This window comes from Kribbella sp. NBC_01505 (assembly GCF_045040285.1).
Classification (GTDB): Bacteria; Actinomycetota; Actinomycetes; order Propionibacteriales; family Kribbellaceae; genus Kribbella.
Map to the genome: position 1 here is coordinate 4,629,459 of NZ_CP109425.1, position 18,493 is coordinate 4,647,951.

The 18,493-nt window shown below is 67.5% G+C and carries 13 protein-coding genes; 7 read left to right on the plus strand and 6 right to left on the minus strand.

The window, feature by feature from the left end:
• Positions 1-3: 3 nt before the first annotated feature.
• Together OG474_RS21925 and OG474_RS21930 are read right to left on the minus strand one after the other, a co-directional pair.
• Positions 4-663, minus strand: coding sequence for a response regulator (locus tag OG474_RS21925; RefSeq protein WP_405064218.1), 660 nt, complete (start codon positions 661-663; stop codon positions 4-6).
• Positions 664-677: 14 nt separating this feature from the next.
• Entirely contained in the window at positions 678-2,267 is a 1,590-nt protein-coding gene (locus OG474_RS21930) for a sensor histidine kinase (protein ID WP_405064219.1), read from the minus strand.
• Between the two features lie 90 nt (positions 2,268-2,357).
• On the opposite strand from OG474_RS21930, the gene OG474_RS21935 reads away from it, so the two are divergent.
• Together OG474_RS21935 and OG474_RS21940 are read left to right on the plus strand one after the other, a co-directional pair.
• Positions 2,358-2,879 carry a gamma carbonic anhydrase family protein gene (locus OG474_RS21935; RefSeq protein ID WP_405064220.1) on the plus strand — a complete coding sequence of 174 codons (522 nt, stop codon included), beginning with the start codon at positions 2,358-2,360 and terminating at the stop codon, positions 2,877-2,879.
• A 173-nt stretch (positions 2,880-3,052) separates the two neighbouring features.
• The gene (locus tag OG474_RS21940; RefSeq protein WP_405064221.1) at positions 3,053-3,415 is read left to right on the plus strand and encodes a cupin domain-containing protein; all 363 of its coding nucleotides are present in this window, start codon (positions 3,053-3,055) and stop codon (positions 3,413-3,415) included.
• Between the two features lie 15 nt (positions 3,416-3,430).
• On the opposite strand, the gene OG474_RS21945 is transcribed toward OG474_RS21940, so the two are convergent.
• Complete coding sequence (locus OG474_RS21945; protein ID WP_405064222.1) at positions 3,431-4,738, minus strand: esterase-like activity of phytase family protein; 1,308 nt, start codon at positions 4,736-4,738, stop codon at positions 3,431-3,433.
• Positions 4,739-4,845: 107 nt separating this feature from the next.
• Positions 4,846-7,806: a PQQ-dependent sugar dehydrogenase gene (locus OG474_RS21950; protein ID WP_405064223.1), complete on the minus strand. Its 2,961-nt coding sequence runs from the start codon at positions 7,804-7,806 to the stop codon at positions 4,846-4,848.
• A gap of 289 nt (positions 7,807-8,095) precedes the next feature.
• On the opposite strand from OG474_RS21950, the gene OG474_RS21955 reads away from it, so the two are divergent.
• On the plus strand, positions 8,096-9,268 hold the full coding sequence (locus OG474_RS21955; RefSeq protein WP_405064224.1) for an aminoglycoside phosphotransferase family protein: 1,173 nt from the start codon (positions 8,096-8,098) through the stop codon (positions 9,266-9,268).
• A 1-nt stretch (position 9,269) separates the two neighbouring features.
• Here the strand turns inward: OG474_RS21955 and OG474_RS21960 are convergent, their stop codons facing one another.
• Positions 9,270-10,721 carry a flavin monoamine oxidase family protein gene (locus OG474_RS21960; protein ID WP_405064225.1) on the minus strand — a complete coding sequence of 484 codons (1,452 nt, stop codon included), beginning with the start codon at positions 10,719-10,721 and terminating at the stop codon, positions 9,270-9,272.
• A 446-nt stretch (positions 10,722-11,167) separates the two neighbouring features.
• Here OG474_RS21960 and OG474_RS21965 point away from each other — a divergent pair, with 446 nt between their 5' ends.
• Both OG474_RS21965 and OG474_RS21970 read left to right on the plus strand, forming a co-directional pair.
• Entirely contained in the window at positions 11,168-12,070 is a 903-nt protein-coding gene (locus OG474_RS21965) for a GTP-binding protein LepA (RefSeq protein WP_405064226.1), read from the plus strand.
• A gap of 137 nt (positions 12,071-12,207) precedes the next feature.
• Entirely contained in the window at positions 12,208-13,491 is a 1,284-nt protein-coding gene (locus OG474_RS21970; protein ID WP_405064227.1) for an ABC transporter ATP-binding protein, read from the plus strand.
• A gap of 955 nt (positions 13,492-14,446) precedes the next feature.
• Here OG474_RS21970 and OG474_RS21975 read toward each other — a convergent pair.
• Positions 14,447-15,466, minus strand: coding sequence for a LacI family DNA-binding transcriptional regulator (locus OG474_RS21975; protein ID WP_405064228.1), 1,020 nt, complete (start codon positions 15,464-15,466; stop codon positions 14,447-14,449).
• A 95-nt stretch (positions 15,467-15,561) separates the two neighbouring features.
• Between OG474_RS21975 and OG474_RS21980 the strand changes: the two genes are divergently transcribed.
• Complete coding sequence (locus OG474_RS21980; RefSeq protein ID WP_405064229.1) at positions 15,562-17,145, plus strand: glycoside hydrolase family 13 protein; 1,584 nt, start codon at positions 15,562-15,564, stop codon at positions 17,143-17,145.
• Complete coding sequence (locus tag OG474_RS21985; protein ID WP_405064230.1) at positions 17,142-18,491, plus strand: ABC transporter substrate-binding protein; 1,350 nt, start codon at positions 17,142-17,144, stop codon at positions 18,489-18,491. The genes OG474_RS21980 and OG474_RS21985 overlap by 4 nt, the downstream gene beginning before the upstream one ends.
• Positions 18,492-18,493: the final 2 nt, after the last annotated feature.

The following is an 18,493-nucleotide window of genomic DNA, read 5'->3' on the forward strand; positions in this document are numbered from 1 at the left end:
CTGTCAGGGGGCGCTGTCGATGAGGCCCGCTTCGTAGGCGAGGACAGCCGCTTGGACACGGTTGCGGACGCCGAGGCGGTTGAGGATCGTGCTCACGTAACTCTTCACCGTGCCTTCGACCAGGAAGAGCTCACGGGCGATCTCCCCGTTGGACTGTCCGGCACCGAGAAGTGTCAGTACCTCGCGCTCGCGGCCGGTCAAGGCGCTGATGCGGTCGATGGCGGTGGTGATGCGGGACATCTTGTCCCCACCGAGGTTCGCGATGACCCGCGCCGCGATCTTCGGTGACAGGTACGCCGCACCTTCGGCGACCGCGCGGACGCCGGCGACCAGCTCGCGGGGGTCGCCGGACTTCAGCAGGAATCCACTCGCGCCGACGCGCAGCGCCTCGGCGATGTAGCTGTCCTCCGAGAACGTCGTCAGCATGACCACGGCGGTCTCCGGCACGCGCTCGCAGATGCCGGCCGCCGCAGCCAGTCCGCCCACACCCGGCATCCGGATGTCCAGGACCGCCACGTCCGGCCGGTGCGCGATGACCAGCTCGACGGCTTCGCGACCATCACCGGCCTCGGCGACCACCTCGATGCCGGGATCGCTGGTCAGGATGCCCTTGATACCGGCACGAACCATCGCCTCGTCGTCGGCCAGGATCACTCGAATCACTGTCGCTCCTTGTCCTAGGGACGGGTCAGCTCGTCCTTGGCGACCAAACGGCCGCCGGAGAAGCACAGTCGGTAGATCGGGGCCGCGGTTGCGAGCAGGTCGGCATCCGGTACGTAGTACTCGCACCGAGCACCCGCAGGGGCGGGCAGCCGGCGCAGTTGTTCGGGAAGGTCGCTGTAGCTGTGCACAGGCAAGTACGGGCGGACTTCGGCCTCAGGAAGGCCGATCTGCACGCGCGCGTAGTCCTCGGGGCTCAGCACCGAGGAATAGGTCTGGTAGACGATCCCGGTCGCGGCCAGCAGCATGAACAGCCCGAAGGCCGCAGGGACGGCGAACGCCAGCAGGAAGCCACGCCGCGCGCGTCGCTGGGCGCGGTCGCGCTGCCTGGCGGCCATCGACAAGGTGGCGGCCGGACTCTCCGCGCCGGTCGCGGTCCGGTCGGCGACCCCTGCCGCGTGGGGAAGGCGCGCGACGGTGGTGAAGATCCCGCCGCGCGGGCCGGCTTCGAATGTTCCCCCGGCGAGCCGGACTCGTTCCTGCAGGCCGACCAGGCCGAGGTTGCCGGTGCTCACGCCGGTGACCGGCTTCGGTGGCAGCTTGTTCGTGACAGTCACGACGGTCTCCGCTCGCTGGTACGTCAGCCGGACGGTGACCGCCGCGCCCGGCGCATGCTTCGCGGCGTTGGTCAGCGACTCCTGGACGACCCGGTAGGCCGCACGGTCCGCCATCGGTGGCAGTTCGGCGGCCTCGCCCTCGGTCTCCAGCCGAACCCTCAGTCCGGACGATCGCGCGCGCTCGACAAGGTTCCCGACACTGTCCTGTGCCGGCTCACTCGGCGCGGGCTCCGAGTCGTCACGCAGTACGCCGATGATCTCGCGCAGCCGCTCGGTCGCCGTACCGGCTGCCATGCGTAACCCGCCAACGGCGTCGCGGTGATGCTCGGCCAGGTCGGACGAGAGCTCCAGTTCGCCTGCCCGCAGGGTGAGCAGGCTGAGCTCGTGGCCGAGCGAGTCGTGCATGTCGTGCGCGATCCTGGCCCGTTCGCGCAGCCTGGCCTGTCGTAGATCCGCCTGTTGCGCTTGCTCCATCTCCTCCGCCCGGGCCCACCCGCCGAAGGCCAGGTCGTGCTGCTGGCGGCGGTACCTGCCGACGAGCCAGGGGACGAGACTGACGACTGGTAGAGCCACCGCGGTGTAGCCCCACACCCACGCGGCCTCCCGGAAATGCAGTACGAACCCGCCGAGCATCGCAGCGAGCACGATGATGGCCATCGCAACCAGCACTGGGCGAGTGCTCGGCGCCCGCACCGCGAGCAGGTAGCTGACCACGACCACGGCGAAGGTGTACCGGTCGACCGGGCTGAGCGGGTCGAGCACGGTCAGCGCGACGGACAGCGCGAAGGAGACGAGTGGGAACCGCCGATTCATCAGCACCACCGCGGCCAGTGCGATCGGAGGGCCGAGCAGCTCCCACCAGTTCAGCACGGCGAGCCTGCCGTCGACCGCCCAGACCACGCTGGGTGTCAGCAGCACCAGCCACAGCGTGACGTCGCGCGCGGCACGCCCCGCCGCGGTGTCGACCCACCTGGCGATCTGCAGTCTCACAGGCCGACGATACCGATCCGTACCAGGACGCGCCTACTGCCGATCGGCAGTGATCCGGCCGCCGGTCGACAGGCCACGTAAGGTCGCGCTATGCCGATGTTCTCGTTCGAAGGTAAGAGTCCGACGGTGCACCCGGACGCCTGGATCGCACCCACCGCGACGCTGGTGGGGGATGTGGTGGTCGAGGCCGGGGCGTCGATCTGGTACGGCGTGGTGATCCGCGCCGACCTGGCCACGATCACGATCCGGGCCGGGGCGAACATCCAGGACAACACCGTGATCCACGCCGGCCACACCGGCTGTGAGGTCGGGCCCAACGCGACGGTCGGGCACCTGTGCCTCGTGCACGACTGCACGATCGGCGAGCAGGCGCTGATCGGGAACGGCGCGATCGTCCTGGACGGCGCGGTCGTCGGGGCGCGCACGCTGATCGCGGCCGGGGCGACCGTCACGCCGGGAGCGGTGGTCCCGCCGGAATCGGTGGCGATGGGGAGCCCGGCGAAGAAGATCGTCCCGCTGGCCGGGACGGCCAAGCTTTTCGTCGATCACAACGCCGCCGTCTACCACGACCTTGCCCGCCGGCACGCGGAGACAGTAGAACTGGTGGATTGATCGGCAGGGGGCCTCGAGACGCGTCGCGCCAACGCCCCGCCTCGAGGCCCCCGCCGTGGGCTGTCTGCTCAACCCGACAGAGTTCCGGTACCCAGGCAACCAGATTGAAAGCGTCGTGAAAGAACCTCGGGCGAGGCTACGGTGACGGGGATCCAACCGAGGGAGGGGTCATTGTGACCGAGATCGCGAACACCGGAGCCTTCGTCATCGATCGCGCCGACGGCCGGGACGATGGGGACGGCTGGGAAGAAAACTACACCGAGCTACCAGGCGGTGCCGGTGTGTCACTGATTCTCGAATCCACCACCAAGGAAGGTGTCGGCCCCCGCCTGCACCTGCATCCGTACGCCGAGACCTTCATCATCCGGCGCGGTTCGGCCACCTTCACCGTCGCAGACCAGCAGCTCGTCGCGCACGCCGGCCAGATCCTCGTCGTACCGGCTGAGACCCCGCACAAGTTCCGCACCGGCCCCGGCGGCTACGAGGCACTGCACATCCACGCCAACCCCACCTTCGAAACCACCTGGCTGGAGTAGTCCGGACCTCGGTCCTCAGGGGAGCCGGATGGTGACGAGCTTGGTTTCGATGTTGCTGTCGATGAGGTTGCCTGCGGCATCGAAGGCGGCGGGGCCGTCGGTCATGCCGAAGTCGTTGTCGTTGATGACGACGAGGGTGTGCTTGGAGGTGAGGGCGACGCCTTCGATCTTCTTCGGGGCACCGGCGACGATGTTCAGGTCGAGGAAGAGCTTCTTGGGCAGGACCGGTACGCCGGCCGCGGCGGGGTCGGCGAGAGCTTCCAGCGACGGTGTGGTCGCGGTGTCGTCCCACGCCGTACCGAGGATGTTGTCGCAGTCACGCAGTACGACGCGGTGCAGGCGAGCGGCGTTGTCCGTGCGCTCCTGGACGAGCAGGGTCTCGCGGCCGACCGCGATCACCGAGGAGATCTTCAGCTCGGTGGTGTCGTCCTCGCCGGGGTCGACGACGCCGACCGGGTCGAAGCGGTAGACGTACTCGGCGGTGACCTTGCCGCGGTGCGGGGAGAAGCGGACCAGACGGGTCGTGCGGGACGCCTCGCCGATCTTCTTGCTCGGGTTCAGCAGCGGGCTCTGCAGTGCCAGGACCAGGTCGCCACCGGGCAGCTGGGCGAGGCCCTCGAAGCCGCGGTTGATCTTGCGGGTAAGGAAGATCGCGGGCAGAGACTCGATCACCGGGTAGTCGGCCCCGGTCAGCTTCAGGCCCTTCGGCACGTACCGCGCGAGCACCCGGCCGCGAGCGGAGACGTGCACCAGGGACGGGCTGTACTCGTCGACCAGCCAGAACGTGCCGTCGTGGGCGCGGACCAGGCCTTCGGTGTCGAGTCCGTTCGGGTTCACGGTCAGGCGGGTCGAGGCGTCGTACGTGTAAGGCAGTTCGTCGCGGCTCTCCTGGTTGGAGAGCCCGGTGACCGGGTCGCCGTGGCGGGTGGTGATCGGAATCGCCGACAGCACCCGAAGCTTGCTGCCGTCGGCCCGGACCTTCACGATCGCCGGGTCGAACCCGGGCACCGGGAACGTACGACGGTTGCTGCCGTCGACCTTGATCTGGCCGTTCGGCCCGCGGTCGGTGACCGTCCAGAACTCACCGGGCCGGTCGGTCGGGTAGATGTCGCTGCCGATCCCACCGAGGTCGATCTGCCGGTCGTTCCCGACCGAGTGCCGGATCAACGAGTTCGAGAACGCTCCAAGCCCGAGATCCGGCAACGTCGCCGTACCCACGACCTTCGCCTGTACCGGCGGCCGCTCATGAGCCTGGGCCCCGCCCGCCACCAACGCCATCGCGGCCAAGGCCGCGGTCCCCACCAGAGCGATCCGACTCACCATGACCGAGACCCTCGTCCCCACCGGTGAACACCGGTTGTACGTCTCGCAACGTCCGAAAGAACCGCAGACCAGGTGTACGGATCCTTCGGACGTTGGCGATGCAGCGCCTACGGCATCACGAACTTCTGGGTCGCCAAGGCGTTGCAGGCGTTGATGACGAGTTTGGTGCGGTCGGTGTTCAGGCCGTCGGCTGGTTCGAGGCAGAGGCCGGATCGGACGTTCAGGAGGGTGCCGTCGGCTCGTGGGGTCCATTTCTGGCCGGGGCTGTTGTCGCAGGTCCAGAGGACTGCCGGGCTCTTGGCCGCTGTGCTGCGGGCGTCCAGGCACTTGCCGAGCGTGGATCGCATGGTGCCGTTGTCCAGGACCAGCCAGCGCTGGGCGTCGGTGCCGTTGCAGGTGTACAGCTGGGTTGCAGTGCCGTCGGCGGTCTGCGAGCCCGCGACGTCGACGCACTTCCCGGCGATGCCGGTGACGTCGCCCTCGTCGGTGTAGACGCCCATCTCCCACAGACCGTTGTAGCTGTTGGGGACGCCGCGTGCGGTGATGTTGATCTGGATGTACCTGGCCTTGGTCGACGTGAAGCCGAGGCTGTCGATGAAGCCGTCGCCGGTGGTGGTCGAGTACACCGTCCGCCACGTCCGACCGCTCTCCAGCGTCTGGATCTGGTACGACTTCGCGTACGACGTCGACAGCCAGCTGAGCAGCACCCGGTTCACGACCTGCGCCCGTCCGAGGTCGATCCGCAACCACTGCGGATCGCTGCGCGCGCTCGACCAGAACGTGGCCGCATCGCCGTCCACCGCGAGTGATCCGGGCCGATTGCTGTAGACACTCGAGGTCGTCACTGGTTGATTCAGAGCCAGGTTCCGTTTCGGCACGTACGTCGCCGTGTACGTCGAAGCGCTGTCCGGCGCGACGAAGTTGTGGTTCCGCGCACCGCCATCGGACCACGACGCGAACTTGTACATGTTCGTCCCGATCAGCTGCACCGGCTCGGTCGAAACCGACCCAGTCGACCCAGTGATCGTCTCCGCGGTCGCGGGTGCCTTCAGCGTCTTGTCCAGGTAGGTGACCTGCAGCCCGTTCGGCTGGGTCGCGAAGCTGAGCTTGGTCGTCTTCGGGTCCAGCCGGACACTCTTCACATCCGTCAGCCCGCCGGCGTCCTTCGCGGTCAGCTTCAGTTCCAGGTACGACGGGTACTCGTGATCAGGCGCGGCGAACGAGCCGCTCGCCCCGGTCATCGAGGTGATTTGGTGCACATGGCAATCACTCGGACAGTGATGCATGATCAGCGCCCAGGTGAGCGCGGAACCGGGCAAGGCGCCCTGCTCCGCATCGGTCGCCGATCCCGAGAACGAGATCGTCTCTCCGACCTTCCAGGTGACGGCCGGGCCTGGTGACGTGATCGATGCGGTCGGTGCCGTGTTGCCGACATTGATCTGGGTCGACGTCGTCGCCGTACCGCCCTTGCCGTCGCTGACCCGCAGTCGCACAGTCACCGGACCGGTCGAGTAGGTACGCTGCACGGTCGCCGCGGTGGAATCGTCGTACTGGCCGTCGCCGTCGAGGTCCCAGGCATAGGTGAGTGGATCGTTGTCGGCGTCGCTGGATGCGCGTCCGTCGAAGTTGACCTGCAGTGGCGCATTGCCACTGGTCTTGTCCGCTTGGATCACCGCGGTCGGCGGGTTGTTCGTGGCGTCGTAGACGTAACGCTTGATCGCGCCGTTGTCGTAGTCGACGGCGAACAGGTCGCCGCCGGGACCGGTGAGCAGCCGGGTCGCGCCGTACCCGGAGGTGAATTGCACGATGTGCGTCGGGTCCGGGAGGCCGTTGCTCCCCTTGAGCATCGCCCACGCGCAACGTCGGCTGTAGTCGGCGAAGAACAGCGCGCCGTCGTACTCGGCGGGGTAGTTGCCGCCGGCATAGAACGCCAGCCCGGAGATCGACGAGCTGCCGACCGAGCAGGTCTCGTCCGGCGTGACGTGGGCCGTGTGCCGGTAGGTGTAGTACGGCCCGGAGGCCGCCGTCGAGCCGGCGGCCCACAGACTCTTGCAGACGTTCAGGTCCGCCGCTTGGAAGGCGGTCGAGATCCGGGTGCCTTCGTTACAGGGCCAGCCGAAGTTCTTGACGCCTTCGGTCGGGACGGTGATCCGGTTGATCTCCTCCCAGGTCGCGTAGCCGACGTCACCGGCCCACAGCTCGCTGGTCCCGGGCCGGAAGGTGAATCGCATCGGGTTGCGCAGACCCTGGGCGATGATCCGGCGGGCGTTCGGATCGGTGCTGGACGCGAGCGGGTTGCCGGGCGCGGCCTGGCCGGTGTCGGGGTCGAGCCGGATGATCGAGCCGTCCAGCGTCGTCGGGTCCCCGGGCGTGCGCAGGTCCTGGGATCGCAGCGCACCGCCCTCGGCGGTCGGCGAGGTCAGGGTGGCGCCGACCGGCGCGGTCCCGTCGCCACAGGCGTTGCTTGGGGTCGCATCCGAGTTGGGATCGCCGTCCTGGCCGTAGTCGGTGAAGGTGAAGCTCGCGCCGTCACCGCCGCCGGCGTACAGCATGCCGTCCGGACCGAACTCGATCGTGCCGATGGAGTGGCTCGGGAAGACCTGACACCAGTCCTCGATCAGCACCTGCTCGGACACGGTCGATCCGGATTGCGTGAGCACCGCCAGCCGGGCACTCGCCATGCAACCGTCGCTCGTCGGGCCGGGCGGCGTCGGACACGGGTCGTCACTGACATTCGCCGTACCCCACTTGGGCGCCTGGCCGCCGATCACCGCGTCGTGCGTGTACAGCACATAGATCCGCGGATCGGCCGGGAAGTTCGGATGCAGCGCGAGCCCGAGCAGACCACGGTCCCAGAAGTTGTAGACCTCGGTCCGCAGATCGGCGTACACGCTGGGCGTCGGGTCGTCGAGCGAGGCGAAGACCTTGACCAGCCCACTCTTCTCGGCCACGAACACCCGGCCGTCGGGCGAGAACGCCACGTTCGTCGGGTTGGTCAACCCGCTGAACACGGTCTGCTCGCTGAACCCACTCGGCGCGCCCACGGCACGCGCCGACCCTGTCGCCACCAGCGGCACCAACAGTGACACACAGATCACAGCCAGCACTCGCCGGAACGACAGTCCATTTTCCCTTTGGACGGAAAAACGCATGAAAAAATCCCCCAGCTCACCCTTGATCCCCACGCCCCCGTGAGCTTGGCCAGGATGCGGCTTCAGGTCCGCCCTCCGCAAGTGCCCGTTTGACATTCGTCCCCAACCGCCCCCCGAACCCTGCCCCCACCGAACCGATCCACCCCGACCCGCCGTACTGGAAAGTCGGTTGGCAGGTTGTCGAGTGGGTGCGGAGACTGAGGGCGTGGAGACCAAGAGTGTGGTCGCGGTGGTGACCGTGGGGGATCGGTACGTCGGGACGTTGCCGGCGTTCGAGGCGGATCGGGTCTGGTGGGCCGAGATCGAGGACGCGACCGCGCAGCTGGACGACGTGCTGGGGGTTCGGACCGTGGTGCTGCGGTTGCTGCATGCGGATGAGGCCGAGGTGGGGCGTGGTGGGCGGGTGGTTTATCACGTTCAAGCTGACGGCGAGCCGACTCCCGGCGTACTGGATCCGGCCGAGAACGAATGGTCGAAGGACTTGAACCGGCCGGAACCGCACCGCGCAAGCTGGGCTGAGGTGGACGGGCCGCGGCGGATGATCTCGTGGGCGAGCGAGATCCTCGGTACGTCGGACTGGGCGCAGGTGAAGACGTGGAATCTCTCATGCTTGATCCGGCTCCGGGGCGCCTGGGCGAAGGCGACGAGCCCGTTCTGCAGCGTCGACGCAGACATCATCCAGCGCGTGCAGCAGCACGATGCCCAGCTCGGGCCGGCAGTTCTTGGCGTCGACCTGGATCGGCGCTGGTCACTCCTCGCGCACGCGCCCGGGATCGACTGCTGGGAACCCGATGCGGCGACCGTCGAGAACGTCCTCACGCGCTGGGTCGCCGTCCAGGCTTCCTTGTCCACAGACGATCTCGGTACGCCGAGGCTGCTGCCGAACGAATTGGCCGGGCAGCTGACCCAGATGCTGGCCGGTGAGGTCGGAGCACGACTGTCCGCCACCGAGAACGCCCAAGCCCGTGAACTCGTCGACGCCCTCCCGGGAATCGTTGCGGAGCTGGATGAATCCGGTCTGCCGATCACCTTGGTGCACGGCGACTTCCACCCCGGCAACTGGCGTTCGGACGGCACGACCCGGATGATCGTCGACTGGGCGGACAGCTTCATCGGCCATCCGGCGACCGACCTGCGCCGGCTCTACGACTGGCTGCCACCGGAGAAGCGCGACCACGCCGCGACCGTCTGGGCCGCTGCCTGGCAGCGCCACCTGCCAGACAGCCAGCCGCTACGCGCCCTCGCGCCGATGCAGGTGCTCGCTTCCCTGCACGGCTCCGTGCTGTACCAGAAGTTCCTCGACAACATCGAGCCGAGCGAACGCGTCTACCACGAAGACGATCCGACCACCGGAGTGCGCAGCGCGTTGATCAGGTAGGTCAGCCACGGTCGGCCTCGAGGATCTCGGTGGCGACGCGGTCGGCGGACTCCAGGGCGCCGTTCATCCAGGCGATCCAGAGCGAGGTGTGTTCACCGGCGAAGTGGATGCGGTTCTCGGGCCGCCGCATCGCCGGGTACATCCAGGTCAGGTCACCGGGGTCGACCATGCCGGTGACGCCGCCGATCCAGCGGTCCTCCTGCCAGACCTTGGTCCGCGCGACCAGTTCCTGACCCTTGAACCCGGGCAAGAGCTTCTCGAATTCGCCACGCATGTGCGCGACCCGCGAGGAAGGACCGCGCTTGGCGAAGTCGAGGGCATCCGTGTCCAGCATGTAGCTGTGGATCATGCCCAGCTTCGGATCCGCCTGCTGGGAGCTGGTGTTCCAGATCCGGCCCACCGAGGTGTCCGTGCCGACCAGGTTCAGTCCGCCCAGCGTGGGTTGCCAGAAGCGCGACTTGGTCTGGAAGTAGCAGCGGGCCGCGGCGACGTACTTGAGTCGGTGGATCGCGGCCATCTTCGCCGGTGAGAAACATCCGGACAGGTCCACCCGGCGCAATGGGACGAACGGCATCGCACATACGACCCGGTCTGCCTCTATCTGATGGCGTCCCCAGCGATCGACGTAGTTCACCGTCACCCCGTGCGGTCGAGCCGCGATCCGCACCACCTCGCTGCGGTACTTGACCCGGCTCCCGAGCGCCTTGGCGAATGCCTTCGGCAACTTGTCGTTGCCGCCCACGATGCTCGTCACAGTGTTGCCCGAGGCAACGTGTTCTTCGGCGAACACCGTGAGCGCGTTGATCCGCCCGAGGTGTCCTTCCTGCGCGAAGAACCACTCCGTCCACGCCTTTGACGCGCCCTGGCTACGCATGTACTGCGCGAAGGTCTGTCGATCCAGTGCCGCTGTCGACGGGAACGCTCCCGGCCAGCCCGCCGCATGCACATCACCCAGCTGGTCGAACCCGGACAGGATGTACTTCGGGAAGAACGAGAACGGGTCGGCCCGCTCGGCCTCCGTCATCCCCGCGATCGGCCACGGCGTACCGGCCGGCGGCGCCATGAAACGCTTGCCCTCGACGAAGAACGCCCGCTGACCGGCGTCGTACGGCGCCAGTTCGAGTCCGAAGTGCTGGACGTAGCGGTTGGTGTATTCGTGCGTCTCGAAGATCCGCGTCGCACCCATCTCCGCGTGCCCACCCTTGTGGAACCCGTCCCGGACGGTCAGCACCCGGCCGCCCGGCCGTTCCGTTGCCTCCAGCACCGTCACGTCGTACCCGGACTTCATCAACGTGTACGCCGAACTGAGCCCCGCCAACCCGGCCCCCAGCACCACCACCCGCTTGCGGGGTGCCCCGGCCTGAGCTGCCCCCGCCGCCATCCCGGCCAACGGCACGGCCGCTGCTGCCTGAAGCCCTGCCACCTTGAGGAGTGTTCGCCGATCGATCGCCATAATGCCTTCCTCCGCTTGCTCATCGGTCAGCGAGCTGTACGTCGGTCGGCAGTGGACTGGATCCCGGCGTACGGGCGTGACGAGGTACTACGCACAGTCATCGGCACGGCCGCCCTCAATGATCTGGCCCGAGTGGGCGGCCATCCGGGCACCCGTCGGCGCCGAAGGATGGGCGTGAAGCGACTCGTTCTGTGGTGGGCAGCACGGCAATCTGTCCATGGAAGCCGGTACCCTGAAGGTGGCTGCTCTTCGCGGAGTCCGGCGCCGCCTCATGAGGTCAAGGCCACACGAGGTTTCTCCGAAAGGGTGGCCGATCCTGGTCCGGGCGCGGTTAGCCTGGACGAGACAAATCGTCGACCGACCAGTTGCTGTGGCCCGAAGGGGTGGGGATCCGTCGTGGTGAGAGGCCGGGACAACGTACGTTGTGGCTGGCAAGGGGACACCCGATGACCGCCGCGGAGACATCACGCGTCCGGTTCAGCCGGCCGCGCAAGGCGGAGACCGTCGAGGCGCGGTTGTTCGAGCACGTCGAGCGGCTCGGTGAGGACCACCCGCCGATCCCGTTGGACAGCGCCGATTTCAGCATGAAACGACCAGACCTGTTGGCCAGCAGGTTCGGTGGCGTGCTGGCGTATATGACGCGCGTCGAGCTCGAGGTCGAGCGCAACGTCCTGGAGCTGAATCTGCTGCTCCCGGATCCGCCGCCGGTCGACAAGCTCTTCTACGCCGACGTCTGGTCGCCGCAGGAGATCCACCACGGCCTGCTGCTGGACCGGTTGCAGACCTTGGCCGGCCTGCCGGTCTCGGCCCCGAACGTCGACAAGATCTCCTTCCAGCTGCGGTTCCTCGGCGCGCTCGCGCACCTGCCGGTGATCCAGGACATCAGCCGGATGCTCTACTACCTGACCGGCGTCGCCACCGAGAAGTCCGCGATCCTGGCCTACAACCTGCTCCACAAGGGCCTGCTGGATCTCGACGAGAAGGCGGTCGCGTCGACGATCATCGCGCCGATCCGCCGCCAGGAGCCGGGCCACTTCGCGTACTACAAGATCGCGGCCCGCGGCCTGTGGGACGAGATGGCCCCCTGGCAGAAGTGGCTGACCCGGCTGCTGCGCAAGCAGTCCTTCGAGGTCGTCGGCGCTTACAACAAGCGGCAGCGCGCGGAGTTCGGTGGCGTGATGGAGGACCTGGGCATCACCGCCGAGGGCGACATCGGCATCCAGAAGTATGCGCAGCAGGTCGGCCAGGTCGAGCTCGAGCTGCTCTGGGCCCAGAAACAAGGCCTGCGCCTGCCCACGTACGTCGTCGACTCGTTCCGGAGCGCTTTCCGGCTCTACCGGCGGAGCTGACCGGCACGGACCGTTCCGACTCCGTTGCGTAGCGGAGTGGTCCCGGTGAATCGCTTGCTTTGCCCTGGACAGTGGGTGGAGGCTCAGCTATAGGTTAGGCCCCCGTTAAGTTCCCGCCCCCTCTGGGAGTTCGCTCGATGAGTTCGATCCGCCTCGACTCGATCACGAAGTCGTACGACGGGGAACATCTTGCTGTCAGCAAATTCTCGCTGAACGTCGCCGACGGGGAGTTCATGGTCCTGCTCGGGCCGTCGGGCTGCGGCAAGTCGACGGTGCTGCGGATGATGGCCGGCCTGGAGCAGATCACCGCCGGGGACCTGTACTTCGGCGAGCAGCACGCGAACTGGATGGCGCCAGGAGCTCGCGGCGTGGCGATGGTCTTCCAGAACGGCGCCCTCTACCCGAACAAGACGGTCCGCGGGAACATCACCTTCCCGCTGCAGATGGCCGGCGAAAAACCCGAGGAAGCCAGCGAGAAGGCGCGCCAGTTGGCCGGCGTACTGGGAATCCAGCAGACGCTGGATCGCTTGCCGCAGACGCTGTCCGGCGGGCAGCGGCAGCGGGTCGCGATCGGGCGCGCGATCGTCCGGCAGCCCTCGGCCTTCCTGATGGACGAACCGCTGTCGAATCTGGACGCCGCGATGCGCACCGAGCTCCGCCAGGAGATCGGCGCGATGACCCGCGACCTCGGCATCACGACCGTCTACGTCACCCACGACCAGGTCGAGGCGCTCACGCTGGCCGACCGGATCGCCGTCATGCGAGACGGCCGTCTCGAGGACGTCGGTACACCGGCCGAGGTCTTCGACGACCCGGCCACCGCCTTCGTGGCCGGCTTCCTCGGCACCCCGCGGATCAACCTGCTCTCCAGCTCGGTCCGCGCCGAGGGCGGCCGGGTCAGCCTGGTGCTGGGCGGCGGCCAGGCGCTCCACCTCGACCCGGACGATCGCCGTACGACGCTGTTGCTCCGTCGGGGTGGTGAGGAGATCGTGATCGGCGTCCGCAGCGACGCCCTCACGCTCGACGGCGAATCCCCGGTCAACCGGCTGGCGGGGAAGCTGCGCACGCTCGAATACCACGGCCACCAGTGGATCGCGTACGTCGAGACCGGCATCGACATGGTCAACCCCGACCTGATCGGCCGCAGCAAACCCGAACGCCTCACCGCCCACTCCCGCCGCTCCTTCTGGCGCCGCGCAGCCCGAGCCACCAAACGCTCCGGCATCCTGCACCGCCGCGAACTGACCCGCGCCGCCATCCCCGAAACCTCAGCCCCCACCCACCGCCGCGCCGACCTGGTAGTCGAGCTCCACACCAGCACCCCCCACGTACCCGGCGACCAAGTCGCCTTCGCCGTAGACATGACCCGCGTCTACCTCTTCGACCGCCACGGCCAACGCATAGACCGAGTAGCCCGCTAACACTCCGCCCGGTCTGCTGGTCGAGCCCTCGGATGCCGCCGCCGACGTACAAGGCGCTTGCCCGCCTGCGACGCCCGTCTGAGGCGGGCGGAATCGCCTTTGTGGTAATAAATGTGCGCCCAGCGGCCCGAATGCTCCACAAAGGCGGGCAAATCGCTCGATGATGCGGGTTTGCGGGGATTTGCTGTCTCTCAGCGGCAGCAGGTCCCCGCAAAGGTGGTTGGTGGCCCCCGATTCGCGCCGCACCGGACAGGCCGGACACGTGGTCGGTGGCTGGTCGCCGCGGCGGCCGATTTGCTGAAGTGCTAGGCGGGCGTCGCCGGTGGCTGAGGGGGATGGCGAGGCCGGCGACCGCGTGCCGGTCATCTGAGCTTCCGGGCTTCGGTTGCGGTTCAGAAAATGAGGGGATCTCCCTGCAAGTTGCTGGTTCTCCCCTCATATTTTGAGCAGAGAAGGGCCTATTTGAACGGATATCCCGCCAAATTTCCGCGGGCCAGGCAGGCGAGGCAGGCGACCCGAACCGTAGTGGTCAACCGCGGCGGCGGGTCAGCTGACTGGCCTCCGGATCGTCGGGAGCAACCACAGCGACCGGTCAGCGAACAGGCCTCCTCAGCAGCCTGCTCAGCCAGAGCCCGTCAGCCACAGGCAACGGAAACCCGGTCACCAACCGCACCATCCGGCCCAGCCGAAGACCACCCCAGCCACCCGTCTCAGTAAAACCGGCCGCAGCGGCGACCAGCCACCGCGGACCTCGCCGGCCGAATCCGAGCGGCCGGACGGGACGAGCACATCCGGGAAGGCGGGGTTCCTGTCCAGACAAAGCCCTCAGCCACCGCGACCGATCACCCTGCCGCGATACCGCTCCCCAAACCGGTCTGGAGAGCAACAGCCGCCAAATCGCAACAGGCACCCAGCCGCAGTAGATCCCCGCAGACCGCGCGAGCGGACAAGGCGGCTAGCGGGCGGGGCCGGTGGAGGCGCGTTCGATTAGTTGGACGTTGAGGGTGATGGGGGAGTCGGGGGGTTGGTGGTTCTCGATGGTGGCGAGGAGGCGTTCTACGGCCAGGGCGGCTTTTTGGGGGATGTCTTGGGCGACTGTGGTGAGTTTTGGGGTGACGTACTCGCTGAGGTCCAGGTTGTCGAAGCCGATGACCGAGAGTTGCTCTGGTACGGCGTGACCGGTGTCGGCGAGGCCTTCCATGATGCCGATGGCGAGGATGTCGGCGGTCGCGAAGACGGCTGTGGCTTCGGGATGCTCGGTGGGGATGCGGTGGCCGAGGTCGCGGCCGGTGGCGTGGGTTGTTGTTTCCACCGTGATCACGCGTTCGGTCCAGGTCAGTCCGGCCTCGGTGAACGCGGCCCGGAAGCCGGCGTGCCGCTGGTGGACGACGCCGGCGCCGCTGAAGGCTGGGCCGGCGAAGACGATCTCGCGGTGGCCGAGGCCGATCAGGTGCCGGGCGGCGAGTAGGGCGCCGGTGTGGTCGTCGGAGCGGACGCCGGTAGTGAGCGGATTGTCCGAGTAGCTGTCGACGGCAAGCAGCGAAACGTTGCCTACGGCACCTGGTGTCAGTCGGTCGACGTCTTCGTCGAGAAAGCCGAGCAGCACAGCACCATCGAGGCTCCACGACTTCAGCGCTTCGCCGACCTCGCTCGGCTGAGCGATCCCGCGAAGTAGCAAGTGATAACCGCTCTTGCGTAGCTGACGCTCGATCTGGCCGAGGATCGCGACGTTGTGCGGGCTGATCATCAGGCTGTCCTCGTCGGCGGCCGGGACCAGTAGACCGATCATCCGCGACGACTTCGCGGCCAGGCTGCGCGCCGACGCGCTCGGGACGTAACCGCGGGCCGCGACGATGCGTTCGATCCGCTCGATCGTCTCCGCCGAGACGCGGGCCCGTTTGCCGTTCACGACGTTCGAGACCGTCATCATGCTCACGCCGGCCTCGTCCGCGATGTCCTTCAGCGTGACCCGCACGCAGCCTCCTCGAACTGTTGACAGTTTCGTTTCCCGGAGATTACCTTCCGATGAAGGTGGAGCGCTAAACCTACCACGAACGAAGGAGAATCCGGATGGACCAGTGGTGGCGGGACGCGGTGATCTACCAGGTCTACCCGCGCAGTTTCGCGGACGGCAACGGCGACGGGACCGGAGACCTGGCCGGCGTCCGATCACGCCTGAAATACCTGCGTGAGCTCGGCGTCGACGCCCTCTGGTTCACCCCGTGGTACCTGTCCCCGCTGGCCGACGGCGGGTACGACGTGGCCGACTACCGCACGATCGATCCGGCGTTCGGAACCGTCGAGGAGGCCGAGCAGCTGATCGCGGACGCCACCGCCCTGGGCATTCGCACGATCGTCGACATCGTGCCGAACCACGTCTCCAGCGAGCACGAGTGGTTCAAGGCCGCGCTCGCCGCCGGGCCCGGTTCGCCGGAGCGCGAGCGGTTCTGGTTCCGCTCCGGCGAGGAGCTCCCGACGAACTGGATCTCCAGCTTCTCCGGCGAGACCTGGACCCGGACCAAGAACCCGGACGGTACGCCGGGCGAGTGGTACCTGCACCTGTTCACCCCCGAACAACCCGACCTGAACTGGAACCATCCCGACGTACGGCGCGAGCACGAAGAGGTGCTGCGCTTCTGGTTCGACCGTGGAGTGGCCGGGGTCCGGATCGACAGCGCGACGATGCCGGTCAAGGATCCGACCTTCCCCGACCTGGGCGAGACGTCGGACCACCCGTTCGTCGACCGGGACGGACTGCACGAGATCTACACCGGCTGGCGCGCGGTCGCCGACTCCTACGATCCGCCACGGATGCTCGTCGGTGAGATCTGGCTCGCGGATCCGGAGCGGTTCGCCCGGTACCTGCGCAGCGACGAACTGCATACCGCGTTCAACTTCGACCTGATGGGCCGACCGTGGGACGCCTCCGCGCTCCGCGACTCCATCCGTACGACGCTCGCCGCGCACGCGCCGGTCGATGCACCGGCCACGTGGGTGCTGTCGAACCACGATGTGACACGGCCGGTCACCCGATATGGCCGTGCGGACACCTCATTCGCCTTCGACGCAAAGCGTTTCGGCGTACCGACTGATCTTGCTCTCGGCAACCGCCGGGCCCGGGCCGCGGCGTTGCTCACGGGTGCACTGCCGGGCTCGCTGTATGTCTACCAAGGCGACGAACTCGGGCTGCCTGAGGTGGAGGACCTGCCGACCGCGGCCTTGCAGGATCCGATCTTCTATCGCTCCGAAGGCACTGACCCCGGCCGCGATGGTTGCCGAGTTCCTTTGCCGTGGACAACTATCGGTTCGAGCTTCGGGTTCAACTCGCACGGCTTCGGCCCGTGGTTGCCGCAACCGGCGGACTGGGGTTCGCGGTCGGTCGAGGCCCAATCCGCAGACCCGGACTCGATGCTCTCGCTCTACCGCTCGATGCTTGCCGCGCGCAAGGACCTGGACGAGTCCTTCGCCTGGCATCCGCTGGACGGGCAGGATCTGCTCGCCTTCACCCGTGGCGACGTGCTCTGCCTGGTGAACTTCGGCGCCTCCCGACCGTTGCCGGCCGGCTCCACCGTGCTGCTCGCCAGCGCTCCCCTGACGGGCGATCTGCCCACCGACACCGCCGCGTGGGTGCGGCTGCAAGGAGAACGACCATGAAGACCATTGCAGTGGTTCTGGCGCTGGCGGCCGGTCTGACCGCCTGCTCCAGCTCGACTCCCGAACCTGAGGCGGACGGTCCGGTGACGCTCAAGGTTGCCCGGGATCCTGGTCTCGACAAGGGGGCGATCGCGGCCTTCGACGAGCGCGTCGCCCAGTTCGAGAAGGCGAACCCGGGGATCGACATCGCCCCGCAGGAGTACAACTGGACGGCGACGACGTTCACCGCGCAGCTCGCCGGTGGCACGCTGCCCGACGTGTTCACGGTGCCCTTCACCGACGGTCGCGGGCTGATTGAACGCAAGCAGATCGCCGATATCAGCGGCCTGGTCTCGAGCTTGCCGTACGCAAGCAAGTTCAACGAGAACGTGGCCAAGGCAGGGAAGGCCGAGGACGGCAAGATGTGGGCCGTCCCGATCGCGGCGTACGGGCAGGCTCTGCACTACAACCGGGCGCTGTTCAAGCAGGCCGGGCTCGATCCGGACAAGCCGCCGACCACGTGGGACGAAGTACGGGCGGCTGCCAAGCAGATCGCCGAGAAGACCGGCAAGGCCGGCTATGCGCAGCTGACCACGGACAACACCGGCGGCTGGATCCTCACCACGCTCGACTACGCGTACGGCGGTCGCACCGAGAAGCTCGAGGGTGCCAAGGCGACCGCGGAGCTGGACACGCCGGAGCTGGCCTCGGTGCTGCAGTGGCTGAAGGACCTGCGCTGGACCGACAACAGCATGGGCTCGAACTTCCTCTACGACTGGGGCGGCATCAACCAGGCGTTCGCCTCCGGCCAAGTGGGCATGTACGTCTCTGGCGGCGGCAACTACGGTTCGCTGGTCACCCAGAACGCGCTGAAGCCGGCCGAGTACGGCGTCACCGTGCTCCCGCTGGCTGGGAAGCCGGAGGCTGGTGTGCTCGGGGGTGGGACGCTGGCGACGGTCAGCGCGAAAGCCAACGAGGCTGTGAAAGCAGCTGCGGTGAAGTGGATCGACTTTTTCTACCTGAACAAGCTGACCAACAAGGACGCCGCCGCGCTGGACGCGAAGACCACCGCAGCCTCGAAGCAGCCGGTCGGCGCTCCGCAACTGCCGGTGTTCGACAAGGCGACGTACGACGAGTCTCTCGGCTGGGTGAAGTCGTACGTGAACGTGCCGCTGGAGCAGTTCAAGCCGTACACGGACAAGATGTTCGACCAGCAGTTGGTGGCCGAGCCGGTGCGGTCGACGCAGGAGGTCTACAAGCTGCTCGACCCGGTGGTGCAGTCGGTGCTGACCAACAAGGACGCGGACATCGCCAAGCTGCTGAAGAACGCCGACGCCGAGGCCCAGGCCCTGCTGGACCGGAACTGACC

Bases quoted from the DNA above. Each gene is read 5' to 3' on its own strand.
- OG474_RS21935 (WP_405064220.1), top strand. From the start codon at position 2,358: ATGCCGATGTTCTCGTTCGAAGGTAAGAGTCCGACGGTGCACCCGGAC.
- OG474_RS21945 (WP_405064222.1), bottom strand. From the start codon at position 4,738: ATGGTGAGTCGGATCGCTCTGGTGGGGACCGCGGCCTTGGCCGCGATG.
- OG474_RS21960 (WP_405064225.1), bottom strand. From the start codon at position 10,721: ATGGCGATCGATCGGCGAACACTCCTCAAGGTGGCAGGGCTTCAGGCA.
- OG474_RS21965 (WP_405064226.1), top strand. From the start codon at position 11,168: ATGACCGCCGCGGAGACATCACGCGTCCGGTTCAGCCGGCCGCGCAAG.
- OG474_RS21970 (WP_405064227.1), top strand. From the start codon at position 12,208: ATGAGTTCGATCCGCCTCGACTCGATCACGAAGTCGTACGACGGGGAA.
- OG474_RS21980 (WP_405064229.1), top strand. From the start codon at position 15,562: ATGGACCAGTGGTGGCGGGACGCGGTGATCTACCAGGTCTACCCGCGC.
- OG474_RS21985 (WP_405064230.1), top strand. From the start codon at position 17,142: ATGAAGACCATTGCAGTGGTTCTGGCGCTGGCGGCCGGTCTGACCGCC.